General features: G+C 48.0%; 11 protein-coding genes. 6 read left to right on the top strand and 5 right to left on the bottom strand.

Annotated features, from left to right (window positions below):
• The first annotated feature begins 199 nt into the window (after positions 1-199).
• A complete protein-coding gene (locus SAPGRDRAFT_RS19235; protein ID WP_002661137.1) occupies positions 200-4,654 on the top strand; it encodes a T9SS-dependent choice-of-anchor J family protein in 4,455 nt (1,484 codons plus the stop codon).
• Positions 4,655-4,976: 322 nt separating this feature from the next.
• Here the strand turns inward: SAPGRDRAFT_RS19235 and SAPGRDRAFT_RS19225 are convergent, their stop codons facing one another.
• On the bottom strand, positions 4,977-5,705 hold the full coding sequence (locus SAPGRDRAFT_RS19225; RefSeq protein WP_002661136.1) for a sugar phosphate nucleotidyltransferase: 729 nt from the start codon (positions 5,703-5,705) through the stop codon (positions 4,977-4,979).
• A gap of 92 nt (positions 5,706-5,797) precedes the next feature.
• Here SAPGRDRAFT_RS19225 and SAPGRDRAFT_RS19220 point away from each other — a divergent pair, with 92 nt between their 5' ends.
• Together SAPGRDRAFT_RS19220 and SAPGRDRAFT_RS19210 are read left to right on the top strand one after the other, a co-directional pair.
• The gene (locus tag SAPGRDRAFT_RS19220; RefSeq protein ID WP_002661134.1) at positions 5,798-6,985 is read left to right on the top strand and encodes an acetyl-CoA C-acyltransferase; all 1,188 of its coding nucleotides are present in this window, start codon (positions 5,798-5,800) and stop codon (positions 6,983-6,985) included.
• Positions 6,986-7,402: 417 nt separating this feature from the next.
• Positions 7,403-8,449, top strand: coding sequence for a hypothetical protein (locus SAPGRDRAFT_RS19210; RefSeq protein ID WP_002661132.1), 1,047 nt, complete (start codon positions 7,403-7,405; stop codon positions 8,447-8,449).
• Between the two features lie 41 nt (positions 8,450-8,490).
• Here the strand turns inward: SAPGRDRAFT_RS19210 and SAPGRDRAFT_RS19205 are convergent, their stop codons facing one another.
• The 3 genes from SAPGRDRAFT_RS19205 to SAPGRDRAFT_RS19970 form a co-directional block, all read right to left on the bottom strand.
• Entirely contained in the window at positions 8,491-9,729 is a 1,239-nt protein-coding gene (locus SAPGRDRAFT_RS19205; RefSeq protein ID WP_002661131.1) for an ATP-binding protein, read from the bottom strand.
• 628 nt (positions 9,730-10,357) lie between these two features.
• On the bottom strand, positions 10,358-12,670 hold the full coding sequence (locus SAPGRDRAFT_RS19975) for a T9SS type A sorting domain-containing protein (RefSeq protein WP_002661130.1): 2,313 nt from the start codon (positions 12,668-12,670) through the stop codon (positions 10,358-10,360).
• A 297-nt stretch (positions 12,671-12,967) separates the two neighbouring features.
• Entirely contained in the window at positions 12,968-17,815 is a 4,848-nt protein-coding gene (locus SAPGRDRAFT_RS19970) for a reprolysin-like metallopeptidase (RefSeq protein WP_002661129.1), read from the bottom strand.
• A gap of 757 nt (positions 17,816-18,572) precedes the next feature.
• Between SAPGRDRAFT_RS19970 and SAPGRDRAFT_RS23785 the strand changes: the two genes are divergently transcribed.
• From SAPGRDRAFT_RS23785 to SAPGRDRAFT_RS19170, 3 genes are all read left to right on the top strand, one after another.
• Positions 18,573-18,698, top strand: coding sequence for a hypothetical protein (locus tag SAPGRDRAFT_RS23785; RefSeq protein WP_301280500.1), 126 nt, complete (start codon positions 18,573-18,575; stop codon positions 18,696-18,698).
• A 271-nt stretch (positions 18,699-18,969) separates the two neighbouring features.
• Positions 18,970-19,368, top strand: a complete 399-nt coding sequence (locus SAPGRDRAFT_RS19175; protein ID WP_002661128.1) for a hypothetical protein — start codon at positions 18,970-18,972, stop codon at positions 19,366-19,368.
• 28 nt (positions 19,369-19,396) lie between these two features.
• The gene (locus SAPGRDRAFT_RS19170) at positions 19,397-22,897 is read left to right on the top strand and encodes a CUB domain-containing protein (RefSeq protein ID WP_002661127.1); all 3,501 of its coding nucleotides are present in this window, start codon (positions 19,397-19,399) and stop codon (positions 22,895-22,897) included.
• A gap of 242 nt (positions 22,898-23,139) precedes the next feature.
• On the opposite strand, the gene SAPGRDRAFT_RS19165 is transcribed toward SAPGRDRAFT_RS19170, so the two are convergent.
• Positions 23,140-23,916 (bottom strand): DUF4846 domain-containing protein, encoded by a 777-nt coding sequence (locus SAPGRDRAFT_RS19165; RefSeq protein ID WP_002661126.1) that lies wholly within the window; start codon positions 23,914-23,916, stop codon positions 23,140-23,142.
• Between the last annotated feature and the right edge of the window lie 20 nt (positions 23,917-23,936).

Here is a 23,936-nt window from a genome sequence, read left to right as displayed (position 1 = left end):
AATACCCCATAAAATTTAAAAAGTGACAGTAAGGAAGGTGTGAAAACTTTACAATTTGCTAACAATAGCTTATATTAGAGCCGTTTTGGGCATAAGAGCCTAGACAAACAACTAGACCTAAGTACTCTTGAATGAAAGGGTTTAGGTTTTTTTGTGCCCAAAATATATTTTCTAACTATTTTATAATTATATTTTATTTATGCGAAAACTACAATTGAGTTGGCTGCTCTTTTTGGGCCTTTGCTTTTCTAGCGGCATTTTGTCTGCGCAGTTGAGCGAGGATTTTGAAGGCAGTGTACCGCCTACGGGTTGGGCCATTTTTGACAACGGTATTGGAACGGCCCAGTCTTGGGTAGCTGATACGGATGCAAATGCTGGGTCTCAGGCTGCAAAGGTACGTTTTGAGAATGTAACCGGCGGTAATGCGGTAGACTGGATGGTGACTCCAGCGGTAGCTATTACGGCGGGAGGCAGCGACTTGACTTTTTATCAGAAGCAGGGGCTTGCAACAGATTACAATAGTGTTTTTACGATCCGAGTATCTACTAGTTCTCAGACAGACACTAGCACTTTTACTATTGTAGACACCCAACTAGAGACGGACTTTACGACTACTTATAGCGTAAAAACAGTAGATTTGAGTGCTTATGTGGGGCAGTCTATTTATGTTGCTTTTGTGATGGAGCAAGATGATGGAGATAGCTGGTTGATTGATGATGTAACGATTGGCGCGCCTCCTTGTTTGGATCCTACAGCTTTGATGGTGAACAGTGTAACGACTAACTCTGTGGAGGTAGCTTGGACCACTGGCGGTGCTGCTCAGGCAGAAGTAGCTGTAGTTGCTGCGGGCAATATGCCTATGTCTGGAACAGTAACCGCTATGAATCCTTATACGGCAACGGGCTTGATGCCTGCAACGGCTTATGAGGTTTATGTGCGTGACTACTGCGGTGCGGGTACCGGAACTAGCACCAACCTCGCTATTGCTGGTGTAATGGATGGTCCTTTGACTGGTGGTACGCCTAAATTTGTAGAGGTGGTAGTCATCAATGATGTTACAGACCTTTCTATTTATGGCTTGAGCTCTGCCAACAATGGTAGCGGAACTACAGCTGGTGCAGAAATGAACTTCCCTGCTGGTCCTGCAGTAGCGGGTACCCGTATTTATGTAGCAAGTGACTCTGCTGGCTTCCGTGATTATATGGGCTTTGATGCCGATATCATTGATGGTACCGTAAACGTAAATGGTGATGATGCCATTGAGCTGTATGAAAATACTACTGTAATTGATGTATTTGGTGATGTGAACACTGACGGTACAGGCCAAGCTTGGGAATACCTAGATGGTTGGGCTTATCGTATGGGTTCTGCTAACCCTTCTGCTACTTTTAATGTAGCGGATTGGACGCTATCTGGCCCCAATGCCAATAATGGTTGTAGCAGCAACGGCAGCTGTGCTTCTGTATATCCTGCAGGCAGTTATAGCCCTACTGGAAGCGGAGCTAATACCTCTAACTGGGTGGGTCCTGTTGCCTTTAATACCAACTGTACTGCTGTACCTGCTGGTGACTCTTTCAATTTGGCTATTTCTATTGATAGCACACCTTATAGCATGATGGGTAACACTGGCATTTGCTATACCAACACAATTGGTAATAGTGCTGCTGATGTTTGGTTTAGCTATGTTATTCCGGCTTGTACAGACTCTTTGTACATTGGTCTAGATAGCTCTGACTTTGATACTTACCTCCGTGTTTATGCTGCTGATGGCACAACTCAGCTAGAGGCTAATGATGATGGTGGCGCTGGAGCTACTTCTCGTTTGGAACTAGCTATTACTGGAAATGCCAACTACAATGAAGGCGATACCCTCTACATTTTAGTAGAAGGCTTCTCTAGCAACACAGGTAACTACGTACTAGATGTACAAGCTACTTCTGGTAACCCTGCGGGTAATATGATGAACTCTGCGCTTACTGTAGGTAGCCTGCCTTACAATAATGCTGGAAGCACGGTTTGCTACAGCGATGAAATTGGAAATGTTTCTAATGATGTTTGGTTTATGTACATCATTGAGTCTTGTACAGACTCTCTAATCGTTAGCCTAGATAGCTCTAGCTACGATACCTATCTTCGTATCCTAGATGCTGCTGGCAACCAACTAGACTTTGATGATGATGGTGGCGCTGGCTCTACTTCTAGAGAAGTGATCAGTGTATTTAATGACACAGACTACAACGAAGGCGATACCATCTTTATCGTGGTAGAAGGCTTTAGTGGCAACAATGGCGATTATGTCCTAGACATTAGCCGCACAACAGGTACGCCTCCCAATGATATGGCTAGTGCTGCCATGATGGTAGGCGCTGCTCCTGCTTCACTAAGCGGAAATACTTCTTGCTTTAGCAATACAATCGGTAATACCGCTGCTGATGCTTGGTTTATGTATGTCATTGAGCCTTGTACTGATTCACTTTATGTGGACCTTAGCAACTCTATGTTTGATACTTACCTACGTATCTATGCCGCCGATACCGTTACCCTTCTAGATGATGATGATGATGGTGGATTTAGCTCTCGCTCTTTGCTTGAACTAGATGTAACCAACGATCCCGACTATAACATTGGCGATACGATCTTTATTGTAGTAGAAGGCTTTGGTAGCAACTCAGGTATGTTCCAGCTAGATGTTATGCGCACACGCAACTACACCCCCGGTGATGTAGCTGCTGATGCCATCAATATCGCTAGCCTACCTTTTGTAGACAGCGCCAATACCGCTAACGGTTGCTACAGCAACAGCATCGGTAACAACTCTAATGATGTTTGGTATCAACATATCATTGGCAACTGTACCAACGATTTGACTATCTCTTTGGATAGCTCTGACTTTGATACTTACCTCCGCGTTTATGCTGCTGACGCCATGACGCAAATCGCCTTTAATGACGATGGGGGAGTAGGAACTACTTCTCGCCTAGATATCAATGTTCCCACAAATACAGCCTTCAATGATGGCGATACGATCTACATTTTGGTAGAAGGATTTAGCGCAAACAACGGTAACTACGTATTAGAAGTAAATAGCACTGTAGGTAACCTTGCTGGCGATTCTATTAGCACGGCTCTACCTATTGCGGCAATGGATACCTTGACCGGTGCCACAGGCTGTTATACCAACACCGCCGGCCAAAATAGCAATGATGTTTGGTTCTGGTATGTGGTAGAAAACTGCCGCGACTCTATCGCTATCTCTTTGGATAGCTCTGACTTTGATACTTACCTTTCTGTTTTTGCTGCCGACGGAACAACCCTATTGGCTAGCGATGACAATAGCGCTGCTAACAACAACGCTTATGTCATGATCGATGTGCCTAACACGGCCACCGTAAATGATGGCGATACCCTTTACTTCCTCGTAGAAGGTGCTGGAGCTGCTACTGGTAACTACCAAATTAGCCTAGAGACAACTCAGAATACGGGCACTGGCGATATGGCCAATGACGCTATGATCATTAGCAGCCTGCCTTACAGCAATAGTGGTAGCACTGATGGCTGCTACAACAACAGCATCGGCAATACCGCCAATGATGTTTGGTTCCAATATGTTATCGATACTTGTACAAATAGTATCATGATTGGCCTAGATAGCTCTGACTTTGATACTTACCTCCGCGTTTATGCTGCTGATACTATGACTCAGCTCGCCTTTAACGATGATGGTGGAGCAGGAACTACTTCTCAACTAACCCTAGATGTAGCCAATGATACTACCTTCAATGAAGGTGATACAATCTACATTTTGGTAGAAGGTTTTGGTAGCAACAACGGCAACTACGTACTTGATGTAAGCCGCATGAGCTGTAATGGTACTGTAGACGCTGCAGCCGCACTCACTGGCCTTATGCCTACTTATTGCGCAGGAGAAGATGTTACCGCCCAATTGGTTATTTATAACCTAGGTACAGACCCCCTTGCCGCTGCCAACTATACAGTTACCTCTGCTGGTGTTTCTGTCGCTACTGGCACAGAGAACAATATTCCTGCTGGCGATTCTGCTATCGTAACAGTTGGTCCTCTTTCTATTCCCGCTGGTAGCGCTACACTTGTAGCTACTGTAACTGCCGCCGGAGATGTTGACGCTACCAACGATGTAGACAGCTTTAGCATTACGGTATTCACCGCTCCTGTTGTAAGTACTACAGACAATGGCGACGGAACCGCCACTGCCGACGTAACTGGCGGTACTACACCCTATAGCTATAGCTGGACCAATGGCTCTACTACCGATACAGTTGTAGCCACTGGCCTACAAAGCGTAACGGTAACAGATGCCAACGGTTGCCAAGATAGCGCTTCTGTAACTATTGTTGTAGCCGTAACTAATGTGGCTGGCCTAGAGCAAATTCAGCTCTTCCCCAACCCCGCCAACCAACAAGTAACGCTTAGCTTCGAACTAGCCGAAAGCCGTAACCTAGAGCTACAAGTTGTGGCCCTAAACGGTCAGGTGGTTTACAGCCAAACACTTACTCAAGTTGGCCAACAAAGCTACACGATCCCCACCGCAGAGCTAGCTCCTGCTATGTATATGGTCCGTATCATCGATACCCAGGCCCGTACACAGGCTACTCAGCCTTTGGTGATTAAGCGATAGTCTTTATGGCTTTAGCTTTTGCTAAATAAACTGACCCTCTACAAGCTCTCTTGTAGGGGGTCTTTTTTTGGGGCCTCCGCTCGTCGGCGGTTACTCCCTTTGGTCGTCGAACTGCGGCCTGAAGGCCTTGTTGTCGTTGCGCAGCTCGCTGTTGTTTTTGGGGCCTCCTGCCTGCGGCAGGCGCTACGTTTCGCAGCTCGCAGGTCTGCTCGGCCCTGCAGCCCTGCGGGCTTTGGTCTGCCGCTGCGCGGCCCTGCTGCACATCGCTAGGCCGAACGGGCCCTTTGGGCCCGCCTGGGCCTTCGGCCCAACCAAACTGCCGCTATTGGTCCAATAAATAGGCCTCGGCTCGGGCTAGGCGAGCAGGCGTCCCAATATCAAACCAATCCTCCTGCTGATGCAAATAGGCCAACAAACAATCTGTTTTGGCCCAACTTAAAAAGAAATCAATAATAGAAAACTTGGCCCTCGGTCCAGCCAATAAAGAAAAAGCCGCTGGCCCCAATAAACTAATACCCGAAAAAGCATAGGCCGAAACCGCCAAAGGATCAACCGCTCTGGCCCAACGATAAGCCCCCGTTTTTTTATTCTGCCAACCCACTAGCTCTTCTTCCAAAAATAATAATTGGCGACTAGAAGGCCGCTGCCGCATGGCCAATACCCCCAAAGGCTGCCCCTTTTGAGCCCAAAAATTAAGGGCGGCCCCAAAGTCAAAATTGCAGTAAATATCTGCATTGAGCAAAAATAAAGGCTGATCGGGCAATAAAAGGGGCGCGGCCTTCCGCAAAGCCCCTCCTGTTTCCAATAATTGGCCCCGCTCATCCGAAATAAGGAGCGGAAAGGGGAGGACCAAAGCCTGCAAATAATCAATCAACTGCTGCCCATGGCTATGTACATTCACAATCAGTTGCTGGCATTGGGCCTGCTGCAAACGGTCTATCCAATACTGAATGATGGGCTGTTTCCCTAAGGAAACCAAGGCCTTAGGAAGATGGTCGGTGAGTGGGGCCAAACGGCTGCCAAGGCCCGCCGCAAAAATCATCGCTTGCATAAGTTGGTCTTTTTCTTCAGAAATGAGCGAAAAAATACTAATTTCGGCCGTCTTCAGATCAAAAGATTCTAGTTTATCTAAAAACAGCTATCATGAAAGAAGTATATATTGTGGCTATGGGCCGCACAGCGATTGGAAACCTTAGCGGTAGTTTGGCTGCCGTTTCTGCTATTGAACTGGGTAAAACCGCCATTAAAGGCGCTTTGGAGCGTGGAAATATTTCGCCCGAACTCGTTCAAGAAGTATATATGGGCAATGTTTTGCAAGCCAATGTAGGGCAGGCTCCTGCCAAGCAGGCCGCCCTAGCTGCAGGTATCCCCAATACGGTACCTTGCACTACAGTCAATAAAGTTTGCTCTTCTGGAATGAAGGCCCTGATGTTGGCCGCCCAGTCTATTATGTTAGGCGATAATGATGTTGTTGTTGCTGGTGGTATGGAGAGCATGAGCAATGCGCCTCACTACTTGCCTTCTGGCCGTAAGGGGATTCGCTACGGCAATGGCCAAATTGTAGATGCTATTGTCCGCGATGGTTTGCAAGATCCTTATAATGGCGATATGATGGGCATTTGTGGCGAGGTTTGCGCCGAGGGCAAAAACATTGATCGTTTGGCCCAAGACCAATATGCTTTGGCTTCTTATGAGCGAGCTCGTGCTGCTCAAGAAAAAAATCTATTTGCCAACGAGATTGTTCCTGTAGAAATTAAGGGACGCAAAGGCAAAGTGACTATTGTCGATACCGATGAAGAAGTAGGCAACAGCCGAGTAACGGATTTGGCCTCTGTACAAAAGGTACGTTCTGTATTTAAGAAAGAAGGAACCGTAACGGCTGTAAATGCCTCAAAAATTAATGATGGTGCTGCAGCCATGGTCTTAATGAGTAAAGAAAAATGCGAAGAACTTGGCCTTAAGCCTTTGGCCAAAATTTGCAGCTTTGCCGATGCGGCCCAAGCGCCCGTTTGGTTTACTACAACTCCTGCACTTGCTATGCCCAAAGCGCTAGATAAAGCGGGCGTAGCCCTAGAAGAGGTAGATGTTTTTGAAATCAACGAAGCCTTTTCTGTAGTGGCCTTGGCCAATATGCAAAGCCTAAATATTCCTCATGAAAAGGTCAATGTACTTGGTGGTGCCGTTTCTATGGGCCACCCCATCGGAATGTCGGGTTGCCGCATTGTAATGGCTATGATTACCGCCCTTACCGACCGCAATGGCCGCTATGGCTTGGCCGGTATTTGTAATGGTGGTGGTGGTGCTTCTGCTATGCTTATCGAGCGACTCTAAGGCTTTGGTCCACACTAAAAACGTCCCTCTTTGCCTTGGCAAGGAGGGCCGTTTTTTTTTAGCAGCGGACAGGCGGCGCAGCCGCCGCAAAGGAGCGCAGCGACTCGGCTGAGGGATGGATAGCAGTGGCCGAAGGCCAGACCCAGTTTTTTGAGCGTAGCGAAAAAACGCAGGGCCGAGCAGACTTGCGAGCTGCGACACAGCCCGACCCGCCCGCAGGGCGGGGCAGCCCCAAAAAAATAAAAACGCCTTTCCCCGGCTTAATTTGACAAAAAAGTCAGCTTCCTTTTAGGCAATTGGCAAATTTTGCCCCCAAGACTGTTTTTAAGCAAGCTCGATGCTTAACTTAGGGGTAAAGCCCCAAAAAACCGTCTAAGAGAAGTAGACGTATTATGTGACAACGAACTGATTTAGCCTATGAATAAGAAATATTTGAAATGGGAGTTTTGGCCTTTTTGGTTTTTTTATATCCCGGTCTATGTGGTCTACCTTTGGTACAGCCTGCGGGCTCGTTCTATGACCTTTTTTAGTGCGACTAATCCGGCTATGTATATGGGGGGATTTGTAGACTACTCGAAGTATGATATTTTGGAGCGTTTGCCAGAGGATGTTGTGCCCAAAACCTTGCTTTTGCCCAATGAAGAGCCGCTTTCGGTGGCTTTGGCGGCGGTAGCGGAGGGGCAGTTTAGCTATCCGCTCATTTTGAAGCCAGATAAGGGGGAACGCGGTTTTGCGGTGGCCAAAATTGACAATGAAAAAGAATTGCGGGAGTATTTGCTGGAGTACAATCAGTTCATTTTGATGCAGCACTATGTAGATATGCCTTTAGAGTTTGGCGTTTTGTATTATCGTTTGCCCAATGAAGAAAAAGGGCAGGTCAATTCTTTGGTCGAAAAGAGTTTTTTGACCGTAGTTGGGGATGGGGTTTCGGACCTAAAAACCTTGTTTGAGACCTCAGAACGGGGGCAATATTATTTAGATGTATTGCTCAAGGAATATGCCGACCGCCTTGATGAGGTCTTGCCCAAAGATGAGGCGCTTCGGTTGGTAGAAATTGGAAATCACTGCCGTGGTACGGCTTTTTTGAATAGGAACAACTTGATTACAGCAGAATTAGTGGCTTCTTTTGACCAAATTTCTAAGCAAATTGATGGCTTTTACTTTGGTCGATATGATTGTCGAGCAGCTTCTTTAGAAGACCTTTATGCCGGGAAAATTCAGGTGATGGAGCTCAATGGGACTAATTCGGAGCCGGCCCATATCTATGATTCAAAAATGCCTATCCGAGAGGCCTATAAATGCTTATTCAATCATTGGAAAATCATTTATACGATTGCCAAGCAAAACCATGAAAAGGGCATTCCTTATATGTCTTCTATGGAGGGCATTAAGGTGACTCGAGAATACTTTAAGAAACGGAAAGAAGGGGCCGAAAATGCCCAAGAAGCCGTTATTGACTTTTAAAGCAAAAGGGCCTAGGAAAACTTCCTAGGCCCTTTTTAAATTTAAAGTTTGTCGCTTTTGGCTGTTGCCCCTTTGGCTTCTAAAATATCGGGATGCGGAATATTTAGCGCTACAACCAGGCCGCCTTTGGGCGCTTTAAAAAGGTTGATGCTTCCGCCTTCTTTCTGCAAGACTTTTTCGAGCAGGGCCAAGCCAATACCATGGCAGGGCTGGCCGTTTTTGTCCTTCTCCTTTTCCGAGAAAAAGAGTTCTTTGGCTTTCGGCAGCGCTTCGGCTTTTATGCCTGGGCCATTATCTGTAATTTTTAAATGGTAGCCCCGGCTAGTTTCTGATAGGTTGATATTGATCCAAACTACATCTTGCTGAGCAAAGCGGCAGCTATTATCAATTACTTCATCGATTAAAAGCTTAAACAATTTTGGCCGATAATAGAGCGAAGGCGGCATATCCCACTCCAAATGCGCTTTTTGGCCATAAGCCAATTGAAAATGCTGCTGCATAGGTAAAAGTGGAATATCTTTGAGCTCTTCCTCCAGATATTTATTGGCATGGTTATAATTCCAGAGGCCTTCTAACATAGACTTTAGGCGGTCGGCGGATTGCAAGACCTTTTCCATCATTTGCCGTTTTGTATCGGGCAAAGCCAGTTTGCCATCAGAGAGGAGCAAACGGGTAACACTAGCAATATTGCGCATAGGCGTTCGGAGGTCCTTTAGGGCCACTTTAGCAAAACGCTCCAATTCGGCATGTCGTTTTTGTTCTTTGGCCAGGGCTTCTTCTACTTCTCTTTGCTTTTTGCGCAACTCAAATAAGCGCATCACCTGCCGGCCCAAAATTTCCAGAGCCTCTTTCTCTTCTTCCGAAAATGTTCGAGACTTTTCGTCAAGTACACAAAGGGTGCCCAAAGGCAGCCCCTCTTTGCCCACCAAAGGGACCCCAGCATAAAAACCCAAATTGAGCGAGCCAGTTACTAAGGGGTTATCCCAAAAACGTTCATCCTTCTTGGCATCTTCTACCACAAAGACCTCATCTTGCAAAATAGCATGCGCACAAAAGGCCAAATCTCGATGCGTTTCTCCAGCCTCTAGGCCCTTTTTGGCCTTAAACCATTGTCGTTCTTCATCAATCAAACTGATAATCGACATAGGCGTGCCGCAAATTTTGGAAGCCAATTTGACCAAATCTTCATAATCTTGTTCGGGCAAGCTATCTAATATATTATAGCTGTCAAGAGCGGCCAAACGGGCGGCCTCTTGCTTATGCTTTTTAGCAGGAATCATTTTCGTTATAATTAGTCTAGCTTTGAAGGCAACTAGATGCTGGGTTAGTTAATGGTAGCTGTAATATATACAACTATTTGAGGATTTAGTTGCTTTTTTAGCTCTACCTTAAGAATTTCTTTATAGAGGCCAAAACTATAGTTGGGTCACTAAAAGGAGGAAGACTATTTTGCTTGTCGTTTCCTTAGCGTTGTTTTTGGGGCCTCCGCAGCAAAGCTGCGGCGCTACGTTTCGGGGCTCGCTGTTCGCTCGGCCCTGCGCGGGCTGCGCCCACTTGGTCTGGCCTTTGGCCCCCCCTGCACATCGCTAGGCCGCTCAACAGTCTTTTTTCTTTGGGCCTTCTTCTTCGGCCCTTAATTCATGAGGGTTTCAACCCTCATTTATCAATCATTGCGAAGCAATACCCTGCTTGCTGTAGGTTTCAACCTACAGTAAAAAGGGCCAAAGGCCCGCAGGCCTAGGGGCCTGAAAGGGGGGCCGCAGGCCAGACCGAGCCGCTGAAAGCGGCGCAGGGCCGAGCAGACCTGCGAGCCCTGCAAGGGCCCGGCCGCCGCAGGCGGCAGGCCCCAAAAAAAAGCCCCCTCCTTCATACAGAAAGAGAGGGCATAAAAATAGGGAGAAAAAGGCCTTAGCGGCGAATGACAAACTTCTGGCTAATTTGTCCCTCTGAACTAGAGAGGCGCAAGAAGTAAGTACCTGCAGGCCAATCAAAAGAGAGCGGCAGGCTAAACTGCTGACCACTTAAGCGCTGCTGATGTAGCTGACGGCCCAAAACATCAAAGATAGCCAGCTCCAGTTGCTCAGACTGCTGAAGAACAAGCTCTAGCTGCATCTGGCCATTGCTCGGATTGGGGAAGAGGCTAAAGGCTTCTGCCCATTGGACGTTTATGCCCGTTACTGCCGATACAAAAATGCTATCTGTTGCGGTACAGCCATTGGCATCCGTTACCGTAACGCTATAGCTACCAACAGCTACATTGGTTAGCTGCGACACACTATCTCCAGTGCTCCAAAGATAACTGAAGGGAGCGGTTCCGCCATTTTCGCTAGCGGCCAAAGCGCCATTGTTGCTCGTTGGTGTATGGGGTGGAGTGACCGAAAAGGCAACCTGCAAACTAGCGGGCGCATTTACCGTATCGCTGAGAACAACAATACAGCCTTGGGCGGTATCAGTCACAGAAACTTGGTAGATACCTCCGGCTAATCCCTGAAGGTCCTCTGTATTGGCGCCATTGGACCAACTATAGAGGTAGTTTCCTGCAGGACTGACCGTGAGGTCAAGGCTTCCATCTGCCGTATTAGAGCAGTTCGGGCTGCTGCTTAGACTACTCAATATAGGTCCCTGAGGAATATTAAAGCCGGCGCTTCTTTGTTCCTCACAACCATTAGCAGAAGTAATTGTCACGCTATAGTTGCCATTGGCCAAGTTGCTCACAGTAGCTGTACTGGCTCCATTGGACCAAAGATAGCTATAAGGCGCTCCGCCTCCACCACTGACATTAAGCGCCAAGGCGCCTGTGCCAGGTACGCAGTTTTGCTCCGTACTCATGAGCTGGATTTGCATGGCCGCAGGCGCTGTAACTTGAACGCTGCGCTGCGCACTACATACTCCAGAACTAATCGTTACGGTATAATTACCAGCAGCCAAACCACTGGCTACTTGCGTGTTGGCCCCATTGGACCAACTGTAGTTTATAGGAAGCCCCGTGCCTGTTCCCACAGCCTGAGCCTCTCCATCTGCATAGCCTGCACAGCTTGCATTTTGGCTAGCTACGGCATTGGTGGCTAAACTATTGTCTAGTGCCACAGTATAGGCCGCCGTCAAATCACAAGCATTAGCATCTGTTACAGTGAGCTGGTAAACTCCTGCTGCTAGAGCCGTTAGGCTACTTGTGTTCGCTCCATTGGACCATGCAAAAGTGTAAGGCGCCGTTCCACCATTAACAATGGCAGTTAGGTTTCCATCATTGGCCGCACAGCTCTCATTATTGATTCCTGTGGCCAAGGTCATCGCAGTAGGTTGAGCTACCGTCGTGCTGGCAATAGCGATACAGCCATTAGCATCGGTGGCGGTTACATTGTAGTTGCCCCCACAAAGGTTAATGGGGTTGGCTACTGTAGCCCCATTTGTCCAACGATAACTAATTGGAGCTTGGAGTCCACTGCTTTGTAAACTAATGCTGCCATTGCAGTTGCTTGCACAACTTACATCTGTAGGCGTAAGCTGTAGACTACCATTACAAGGACAGTTGTAGCTCACTACAGCCGTGGCTGTATTTTGGCAGCCATTAGCATCCGTAATAGTTACGGTATAAGTGCCCGCCACTAGGTTGCTGGCCGTGGCCGTAGTTTGTCCGTCTGACCAAAGGAAGGTATAGCCAGCCGTACCGCCACTAATTGTAGCTGTAGCTGCACCATCATTTCCGGCGCAAGTTTCATCGCTACTACTGGCCGAAGCGACCAAAGCCGTAGGTTCATTGACCACTGCTGTAGATGTAGTTGTACATCCTGCAGCATCTGTAACTGTGACGATATAAGTACCAGAGACTAGGTTGTTGGCCGTAGCCGTAGTTTGTCCATCAGACCAAAGGAAGCTGTAAGGCGTGGTCCCTGCGGTGGCGATAGCCGTGGCGGTTCCGTCATTGCTGGCATTACAGTTTGCATCAGTGGCGCTAGTGGTAGCGGCTAGGGTACAAGGCGTGCAGCTGTTATTGACAATAGCCGTGGCTACAGTCGTACAGCCATTAGCATCAGTAATGGTCACGGTATAAGTAGCAGCCACTAGGTTGCTGGCTGTGGCCGTAGTTTGCCCATCGGACCAAAGGAAGGTATAGCCAGCCGTACCGCCACTAATTGTAGCTGTAGCTGCACCATCATTTCCGGCGCAAGTTTCATCGCTACTACTGGCCGAAGCGACCAAAGCCGTAGGTTCATTGACCACTGCTGTAGATGTAGTTGTACATCCTGCAGCATCTGTAACTGTGACGATATAAGTACCAGAGACTAGGTTGTTGGCCGTAGCCGTAGTTTGTCCATCAGACCAAAGGAAGCTGTAAGGCGTGGTCCCTGCGGTGGCGATAGCCGTGGCGGTTCCGTCATTGCTGGCATTACAGTTTGCATCAGTGGCGCTAGTGGTAGCGGGCTAGGGTACAAGGCGTGCAGCTGTTATTGACAATAGCCGTGGCTACATTCGTACAACCATTAGCATCAGTAATGGTCACGGTATAATTACCCACCACTAGGTTGCTGGCCGTTGCGGTAGTTTGTCCATGGTGACCAAAGGAAGGTATAGCCAGCCGGTACCGCCACTAATTGTAGCTGTAGCTGCACCATCATTTCCGGCGCAAGTTTCATCGCTACTACTGGCCGAAGCGACCAAAGCCGTAGGTTCATTGACCACTGCTGTAGATGTAGTTGTACATCCTGCAGCATCAGTAACTGTGACGATATAAGTAGCAGCGATTAGGTTGCTGGCCGTAGCCGTAGTTTGTCCATCAGACCAAAGGAAGCTGTAAGGCGTGGTCCCTGCGGTAGCGATAGCCGTGGCCGTACCATCATTGCTAGCATTACAGCTCGCGTCAGTGGCGCTAGTGGTAGCGGCTAGGGTACAAGGCGTACAGCTGTTATTGACAATAGCCGTGGCTACAGTCGTACAGCCATTAGCATCCGTAATAGTTACAGTATAAGTACCAGCCACTAGGTTGCTGGCTGTGGCCGTAGTTTGCCCATCGGACCAAAGGAAGGTATAGCCAGCCGTACCGCCACTAATTGTAGCTGTAGCTGCACCATCATTTCCGGCGCAAGTTTCATCGCTACTACTGGCCGAAGCGACCAAAGCCGTAGGTTCATTGACCACTGCTGTAGATGTAGTTGTACATCCTGCAGCATCAGTAACTGTGACGATATAAGTACCAGAGACTAGGTTGTTGGCCGTAGCCGTAGTTTGTCCATCAGACCAAAGGAAGCTGTAAGGCGTGGTCCCTGCGGTAGCGATAGCCGTGGCCGTACCATCATTGCTAGCATTACAGCTCGCGTCGGTGGTGCTAGAGGTTGCGGCTAGGGTACAAGGCGTACAGCTGTTATTGACTACCGTCGTGGCTGTATTTTGGCAGCCATTAGCATCCGTAATAGTTACAGTATAAGTACCCGCCACTAGGTTATTGGCCGTTGCGGTAGTTTGTCCATCGGACCAAAGGAAGGTATAGCCAGCCGTACCGCCACTAATTGTAGCTGTAGCTGCACCATCATTTCCGGCGCAAGTTTCATCGCTACTACTGGCCGAAGCGACCAAAGCCGTAGGTTCATTGACCACTGCTGTAGATGTAGTTGTACATCCTGCAGCATCAGTAACTGTGACGATATAAGTAGCAGCGATTAGGTTGCTGGCCGTAGCCGTAGTTTGTCCATCAGACCAAAGGAAGCTGTAAGGCGTGGTCCCTGCGGTAGCGATAGCCGTGGCCGTACCATCATTGCTAGCATTACAGCTCGCGTCGGTGGTGCTAGAGGTTGCGGCTAGGGTACAAGGCGTGCAGCTGTTATTGACTACCGTCGTGGCTACAGTCGTACAGCCATTAGCATCCGTAATAGTTACAGTATAAGTACCCGCCACTAGGTTATTGGCCGTTGCGGTAGTTTGTCCATCGGACCAAAGGAAAGTATAAGGAGCTGTTCCGCTAGTTGCAGAAACAGTAGCTGTACCATCATTTCCGGCGCAAGTTTCATCGCTGCTGCCAATTCCTGTAACCACTTCACTAACGCTGATAGCAGAAAGGACAATGAGGGTATCACTAATACAGTCATTTGTGGCAACAAGGGCCACATCATAAGTTCCAGCAGTGTTATAGCTTACGCTAGGGTTCATTGCTGTTGAGCTAGCTGGGCTTCCACCAGGGAAGAGCCACTCATAGCTATCGGCATCGGTAGAGCTATTGTTAAATGTAATGCTATTGCCCAAACAGATCGTGCTGTTATTGGGACTAAAGTTAGCCGAGGGCAAGGTCCCTAAAACGGGGACAATATAATGGGCGACATCAATTCCCCAGCTACCAGTTTCGTCATAGGCATGCCAAGTTCCATCGCTCCATTGTTCCCAAGCGGTGGCGGGTGATGTTTCTCCATCGGTGTTTGTAATGAGTGCAATGGTATCGTTGCCATAGGTATATTCTATACCGACAAAAAACTCATTGGAGGCGGGTAAGGCAATATTCCCGAAGGGGACAAAGGCCACATTATTTCCGCCAGCAATTAAGGTGGCAATATCTTGATAGGCTACAGGGATACTGGCGATAACTGCTCCTGGTGTTCCACCTGTACCATCCCAAACTTGTACATTAAAGCTATTGCTAGCATTGGCGGCTACGGCCTGACCAAAACCAAAGTAGGCTCCAGTTAAATGCGTATTGGCTCCGCCATAATTAAAGTAATCGGCCTTGGCGAGGTCTCCATAGCCATTGTGGCCAGAAAGGTATCCACCTGGTCCTCCTGCATTGTAGAGGGCTGGGTTGTCATTAGCTACATCATAATTCGAAATCGTATCGCAGGCTTGCAGGCCAGAACTAAAGCTGGCGCTAGCCGCAGGCGAACTTCCACAGCTATTTGTTGCAATGACCTGCCAAAAGTACTGTGTGCCTGTCCCCAATACATTAGAAGTGTAGTTGGGCGAGCTGAGTCCTGTAGCTTGGTCGACGATATTGGTAAATGCTGCATCTGTAGCAATGTTAATATCATAACTAGCTCCTGCTGCTGCCGACCAGTCAAAATTGACGGGTAGGGCTAGGGCTGTTGCGCCATTAGCGGGGCTGTTGAGCGTAACGGCTGTAGGTGTGGGGTCATTAACAATGAGAGTTAAGGCGAGGCTTTTGTTCCCAGAGGTACTGCTCGCATTGACGCTAAAGGGATAACTACCCGCTGCTAATCCTCCGCCTACATTGAGGGTTAGTGTGCTATTGCCTGCAGGCGTAATGGGGTTGATACTAAAGTTGCCCAGAACTCCTGTTGGCAAACCACTAAGGCTAAGCGTAACCGGATCGCTATAGCTGCCAATTTGGCCCAGATCAATGCTGTAGGTTGGCGTGGCTGCTGCACAAACGGCCTGACTATTATTCGTTGTACTTAGGGTATAGTCATTTGTGGCCAAAACAATCGTAAAATTATTATCCGAAATGTCAAAGAAGTAGCCATTGGCGCAACGCACCATAATGCGGCCAGTACTTGTGCCTACATTAGGAACGCTAATGGGCTCACTACCATCATTGGGGACATTGCTGGCCAGTACGGTCGGATAGGTCAATCCGCCATCTGTAGAAAGTAGAATGTCCACATTGGCGCAGCTGACTGGACTACCATCGGTGCCCGCTACATCCCATGTTACGGTTTCTGTTCCCCCTCCATTCCAGCTGATTCCAGTAGCAGAAGGAAAAAGAACAACAAAGGGCCCAGAGTTGGCATCTACGGTCACTTGCATATCTGCATGATCGGTACAGCCTCCGCCAGCAGCATTATCGCGTACGGTTACTCTAAAGTCCATCACCCGACTTACAGAAGGAAGTACCTCCCAAGTAAACGGTCCACCCGCAGCCAAATCCACTAAATTGGGGAAGTAGCGAGTGGGGTCAGTAACTGGGTCAAAAGAACGGAAGTTTGGTCCTGCCGTAGAACTAGCTACAGGAGGCATGGTCGCTGTAGCATTTTCCATCTGTTCCCAACTATAAGTTAGGCTATTGCCATCGGGGTCTGTGGCCGAGGCGGTCAATGAAAAAGGCGTATTGGCTGGAATGTTAATATTGGCCGCTGGGGCATTTACGGTAGGGGCATTATTGGCCAAGGCCGTTGTAGCTGGACAGTTGTGGCCTGCTCCCGTAATAAAGGCGCCCATTTCCTCCAATGAAATCGAGTGGAAGTAGTCATCACTCTGGTTTTGTACATTGGGGGCACAAATGCCGGCATATCCCATAATGGTAGAGGCACTACCGGGCTCCATGGCGGTGGCATTGTTGCGGTTACAGTTGTTGTTTTGGGTGTGGTTACATCCAAATTGATGGCCTACTTCATGGGCCACATAATCAATGTCGAAAGGGTCGCCAATGGGCGCAGCACTACCTGTAACTCCACGGGCCTTGCCCGAATTGCTACAAACAACGCCCAAACCAGCCAACCCACCACTGTTGGTCCCAAACACATGACCAATGTCATAGTTGGCCGAGCCAATTTCGGTGTCAATATTAGCCTGGTTTTCAGTAATCATTGTGCCTGGCGCTCCATTAGTATAAGGGTCCGTTGTTGCATTAGTATAAATAATGAGGTTGTTATTGGCCACCAAGTTCATCCGAATGGCCATCTCTCGCTCATAAACACTATTTACTCGGTTGATGGTGGTGGTTTGTGCAGCTAGGGCCAAGGCTACCGTACCCCCATGAAATTGGGTGTATTCTCCTGTGGCGGCAACGGCTATGCGGTAGGTCCGCAATTCACAGCTCCCAAAACGAGCGGCGGTCTGCCCATTGGCCTTAAAGTTAGATAAGGGGACATTATTGCCCGTCAAGCCGCAAACAAATTGCTTGGGACGAGCAGGCCGAAAGTCCCGACGGTTATAAACCATATAATGCTCAATATCGCCCCCGCCAAATTGATAGGGATCAATATAGATGGTCCCTTTACCCGCCGTCAAAATGATAGCGTGAAACCCTTGTGGGGTCAAATCAAAACGAAGCGACTTGGAGGGATCATTGATGCTCTGGCCTGCATAGGTCTGAATTTCTGGAAACTTTTCCGCCAGTTCGGTCGCCATAATTGGCGACTCTACAATGTCAAAAACTTCATAGCTGCCATCGGGCATAGGCAAGCTCAAAAGGGTTTGGCTCATGGCCGCAATGGGCGTTCGTTCCATAGGGGCCACATCTAAAATGGCTCGAATTTCATCTAGGTCCAATCGAACCGTTTGGTACTGTTCTGCAAAAATGTAGCGGGTACCCGATTTAGGAATTTGGTCCTCGGCTATTGGCGACCAAAGCTCTGTTTGCCCCCACAATTGGGCGCCCAAGAGCAATAGCCAAGCCAGTAGAAAGGACCTGAGGTAGGTCAGTTGCATAGGCGTTTACTGCTTAATGTTGTGAAAATGAGTTAAAGAACTCCTTAATATAAAGCTTCTTGCTGTTTAGAACGCCTTTAGGGCCTTTATTGTGTGTTTATCCTCAAAAGAAGAATAATAGGGGGGATTTGGGGCCCGCGGCCAGCTTTGCTGGCCGCCGCTATGCTGCGGGGCTCGCTATTCGCTCGGCCCTTCGTTTTTTTTCGCTTTGCTCAAAAAAACTCGGTCTGGCCTTTGGCCCCCCCCTTCGCAGCGCTGGGCCGCTCAGCGGTCTTTTTTTCTTTTGGCCATTTTCTTCGGCGGTTAATCTATGAGGGTTTCAACCCTCATTTATAGATTATTGCGAAGCAATAGCATTCTTGCTGTAGGTTTCAGCCTACAGTAAAAAGGGCCGAAGGCCCGTCGGCCTAGGGGCCTGTAAGGGGGCCGCGCAGCGGCAGACCAAGGGCAACGCCCGCAGGGCCGAGCAGACCTGCGAGCCCTGAAAGGGCCCGGCCGCCAAAGGCGGCAGGCCCCAAAAAATAAAAAAAGAAGAACTTAATTTTTTGCTAACTGCATAAGTGGACAAAGCTGGGAGCTGGGCGAAAACAATTGGGATCTCTGGAAAAAGTTAAGCATAAGCCGAATTGTGGCTTGGCGGTGGTCTTTTTGAAAGAAAAAGCGGCTTTGTTAAGAGAGTCACAGAAATAGAAAAAGGATGGCAATATCTTTATCGTCATCAAATAATAGCAATCAGCTAAATTAAACTCAAATAAGAATGCCTTTAGATTGGCGTAAAGGAGATCAGAAAATTGTTCCTCCGCCCAAAATATTGGAGCAAATGGATGCTCGTTTGGCTGATGATTCTTGCGAAAAAATCGCTATAAATGTTGTTATAGTTTAATTAGCAATAGACTATTCTAGTTTTTTATTTCTGTCAAGCAGTTGTTGATTCTGGGTCTTTTCTCTTAGGAGAAAGGGCCCTTTTATATGTGTAGGGACTTGATTTGCAAAAAAAACTGAAAAAAAGAGCGGGTTAGGGGGATAAATTAGCTTGAAAAGACGTTTAACATACTATAAGTCCCAAATCTTGCTTTAGTTACAAAAAAAAAGCAGTAATTTTAAGCCAAGGAAATAAAATTTTATCATCACATCACTTCACAAAATCCCAAGGTATGAGATTTACCCTTACGTTAATTTTATGTGTATTTGCTGGTTTTTTTAGCCTAAGCGCACAAGCCACACTACAACCCACAGAACCCTCAGACAAGATTGCAGCGGTTTATGGGGCCAACTACCAACAGCAGAACCCAAGCATTTATGCCAAGCTGCAAGATCTTTTGCAGCATCGGGTAGAGTACTTGCATTATCCAATTGAGCCGGATGAAAAATTTCCAAAGCTATCTAGCTTGTCGCTACGCAATAAGAACAACCGCAGCCTGAGTAGAGACCGAGAATTTAACCAACTCACCTTTAATCCTTTAAAATACGGAATTGAGCTGTTTCCCAAGACAAAAAAGGTCTATCGTTTTGATAATGAGCCATATTTAATTGTTGTCCTCCCCGTGGAATAATTCCTTTTTAACTTAACTCTTAATTGGTATGAAACATTTTTATCTCTTTATATTGACGGCCTTTTTTTCGGGCCTCTCTTTTTATAGTCATGCGCAGACCTATACCATGACGAACGGAAGTATTACGGCTTGTTCGGGTACTTTGCTAGATCCGGGTGGAACTGGCGACTACGGCAATAATGAGCTAGTGACCTATACTATTTGCTCTGGAAGTGCCGATGAAGTTCAATTGGTGTTTAGCTCTTTCTCTACAGAAAGCTGCTGCGATGATTTGACAATTTATGATGGAAATAGCACTGCAGGAACCCTAATTGGTACTTATGCAGGGACCACAAGCCCCGGTACAGTACTTTCTACTACGGGCTGTTTGACACTTGTGTTTAGCTCTGATGGCTCTGTGACCAACCCTGGTTTTGAGGCCACTATTAACTGTATTCCCGATCTAGCTGGGGGCATTGTGATGACTAACGGCGGAACAAGCACTTGCTCGGCTACCTTTACCGATGATGGTGGATTATCTGGAAACTACAGCAATAGCCAAACCTTAGAGTATACCATCTGTCCAGATGCTGCTAACTCAAAAGTACAAGCCAATTTTACTGCCTTTGCCCTAGAAGATAGTTATGATTTCTTAGAAATTTTTGACGGTAACTCTACGGCGGCCCCTTCTCTAGGTACCTATACCGATGTGGTAGGCCCTGGCTTGGTATCGGCTACTCCTTCAAATACTTCTGGCTGTCTAACCTTTCGTTTCACTTCTGATGGTTCAGCAACCTTAGCCGGTTGGGAGGCTACCGTAACCTGTGTAAGTAGTTGCCAAACGATTAACTCTGTACTTGTCTCTACTTCTCCTGCCGCAGATGGCGATGGCGTCATCCGCCTTTGTCAAGGCCAAACGCTTTCTGTAGTGGGTAGCGGAACTTTCTCTAACTCTGGAGCAGGCGCTACTTATGATTGGACTTTTGGTGGCGGTGGAACCGCCTCTGGTACTTCAGCCTCTTATACTTATACAACGGAAGGTAGCTATGAAATCAATCTAGATATTACAGATACAGACGGCTGTATGAATGATAATGTACTCGATCAAGTGATCGAAGTATCTACTACTCCTACACTAGCCACTACCGCCACGCCCGAGCCCCTCTGTTTGGGCGAAAGCTCTGCCCTAGACGCTACTGTGGCCATGAATACTTTTGTATTTAATTGTGCGCCTCCTGTTAGTGGAACTACTTTCTTGCCCGATGGATCAGGGGTGTCTTATTCTACTTCTACAACCGTAGATTGCTATCCCGCAGCAAGTACAGTAACGGCTGCTACAGATATTCAAAGCATTTGTGTCAATATGGAACACTCTTATATGGGTGATCTTCAAATGACGATTCGCTGCCCCAATGGCCAATCTACAGATCTACACACTTACCCTGGCGGTAGTAGTACTTTTCTAGGGGACCCTTATGATGATGTGACTAGTGGACCTGGTACTGGTTATGATTATTGCTTTACCAATACGGCTACAGATCTTTTGGTGGACGGTCCTACAATTATTTCACCTATCGAAGGAGGCAATACAGTTACTCCCGGGGACTATTTGCCTGCTGGAAGCTTTGCCGACCTTGTTGGCTGCCCACTAAATGGCGATTGGACCATCGAAATTACAGATAACCTCGGTTCTGATGATGGCTATATCTTTAGCTGGCAGATGGGCTTTGGCGCCTCTGTTCAGGCTATCGGAAGCTTTACGCCCACTATCGCTAGCCAAGGCTGGCAGGCCGCTGCCGACCTAACCACAACCTCTATCACAACCGCCGATGTTACACCTGCCGCAGCAGGAAATCAATGCTATACTTATGAAGTAGTCGATAACTTTGGCTGTAGCTATACCATTGACGAATGTGTATTGACTAATGCACTACCCACTGGCGCTATTAGCGGAACAACCGATATCTGCGATGGAGATAATACTACGCTAAGTGCTACTGGTGGAACTACCTATAACTGGGATAATGGCTTGCCCACTGGCGCAAACCAAACCGTTTCTCCACTCAATACAACTACTTACACCGTAACGGTAACTGATGCTAACGGCTGTACCACTACAGCAGCAGAAACAGTAAATGTAACTTATAATTCTACTACGCCTACTATGGCCCCCATTACAGGGACCTTCTGCCCAAATACAGATGTTGTCCTTTCTGCCGCCGGCGGAACCGCAGGTACTGCCTCTGATATTTATTGGTATTCTGGCCCCAACGGGACCGGAGCTCTCCTCGGTATCGGTAGCTCGATCAATTATACCATCCCCTCTGGAGGCTCTACCGTTTATCTGCGCAGAGAAGGAAGCTGTAACAATACCGCAGATGATAGTCAACCCATTTTGGCCAAAGATTATATCTATGCCCTCAATGGTACTTCTACCAATACTTACTGTACCGATAATATGGGCTGGCACCACTTCTACAACGGAAACGAAATTATCTTCTCGGTCCGTGGAGACCTTAGCGGCGCCCCCGCTGGCTATCCTATCGCTACTATCTATGATAATGGCGCTTACTACCAACAAACTCAAGGCCCAGCTACCGCAGCCGATTGTGCTACCGCTGGCGACCCCGGAGAAGAACGCTTTGAAATGGAACGTAGCTGGAACCTCGACTTTGGCGGAGGTGCCCCCATCGGTGGATATGAAGTGCGCTTCTACTATGAACCCGCAGAAAAAGCCGCTATCGAAACAGCTGCAGCCAACTGGATCGCTAGCTATCCCGCTTGTGCTTATGCCTACAAGTATGCTACACCCAATGGCTTCTACTGGTTCAAAAATTCAGGCAGCAATTATGTAGCCCCTACCTATGATGATATACATTATAATGCTACCTCTGGAGCAACCACTAATGGCGTGAATTACTCAGAATGGAGCGGTATCCCCGGCTTCTCTGGTGGCTCTGGTGCAGTTATCCTAATTCCAGACCCCCTACTCAATACCGACTGGAGCTATCTCCGCGCATCTGCACTCGGCCAAATTCACCGCATCTACTGGGGCGTAGCCCAAGAAGCAGAAGTAACGCATTATGTGGTAGAACGCTCTGCCGATGGCATCAACTTTAGCGATATGGTAGAGGTTGCCGCTCAAGGCCCTTCTGCTAGCGAACTAGATTATACCGCCGATGATGTCGCTCCACTAACGGGAATGAATTACTATAGAGTAAGAAGCTTCCTCGCCAATGGCGAAAGCGAACTTTCTGAGGTCCTTGCCCTCAATTTCGCTCGCCCCGATCAACTAGCAGCTAGTTTCTTCCCCAATCCTACCAAGTCCGAACTCTTCTACCAAGTGGAGGGCAGCATGCAGGAAACCGTGGAGATCCAACTATATGATCTATTGGGCAAAAAGATTCTTAGCCAATTGGTCCAAATCCAAACCGGCCAAAACCAATTGCAAATCAATCTACCCGAAAACCTACCCGCAGGCAATTACTTGATCCGTGCCCAACACCTCGAGTCTGCCCGTAGCTATACCGACAAAATTCAAATTGACTAACAATCATTAGAATTTAAATGACAACTGCTCTTCTCCTATCTTGGGGAAGAGCAGTTTTTTTATACTGAAATTCATTCCGCTGTTTTGGGGCCTCCCGCCTGCGGCGGGCGCTACGTTTCGGGGCTCGCAGGTCTGCTCGGCCCTTCGCCGCTTTCAGCGGCTCGGTCTGGCCTGCGGCCACCCCTGCACATCGCTAGGCCGTTTGGCCTTCGGCCAGGCGGGCTTTGCCCGCCATTTTGGCCCTATTTCCTGCCCGAAAAGCTATGCAAACTCCCAACTGCAAAGTTCCATTCTGGAGTATACAAAATTTCATCTTCAGCCAAAGAAAACCAGGGACTCCCCCCAGCTTGTAAGTTGCGCAACAAATGAATTTCTTGAGCGGGCATGTAGCTTTGGGCCAATAAAAATTGCTTTTTACCGTCTTTGTTTTGCGCTACGCCCATTACCAAAACGGCATGGCCCGGAAACCCTCCCTGCAAAAATAAATCGCCAGCCTCCAATTGGGCCAAGGGCTTTTTGGGCAGCTCGGCGGCCAAAGAAGCTGTGCCCGCAAACATAAATATCCGCTTCAAATAGCTCCGAAAGTTGCCATAACTATAATCTGCCGCTCCTTTGGCCGCCGAAAAATAAACCCGATTGCCCTTGACTATCGGCTTTTTGCCCTTGGCCCAATCCGAAAAACCAACCCGGTCTCCAGAAGTGAAATTGAAGAAAATGGCCGCATAATCTTTTTGGGCATAGGCATATTCTGCATAGAGCCGCATGATGGCATCGGCGCATTGTTGCAAATCCGATTGGCCCACATCAATTTGGATGACTCTGGCCGCCCCCGCCTGATAGGGCTTTTCGGCCCCATTGTACAAATGGACCTTATGGCCCTTGGGATATAAGGGAAGCCTAGCCAACCAAGCCCCAAAACTACCCGCCTTGGCCGCCTGCCAATGATAGCCCTCGGGTGGAGCTATCGCACTTTCTATGCGCTCGGCAAAAATGGGCTGGGCCAGCCAAGGAAATTGCATGCTGTCTTTTTTGCTTGGCG

Source organism: Saprospira grandis DSM 2844, assembly GCF_000275825.1.
Taxonomy (GTDB): domain Bacteria; phylum Bacteroidota; class Bacteroidia; order Chitinophagales; family Saprospiraceae; genus Saprospira; species Saprospira grandis_A.
Note: the sequence above shows the minus strand (reverse complement) of the source record. Positions and strands in the feature narration are given on the sequence as shown.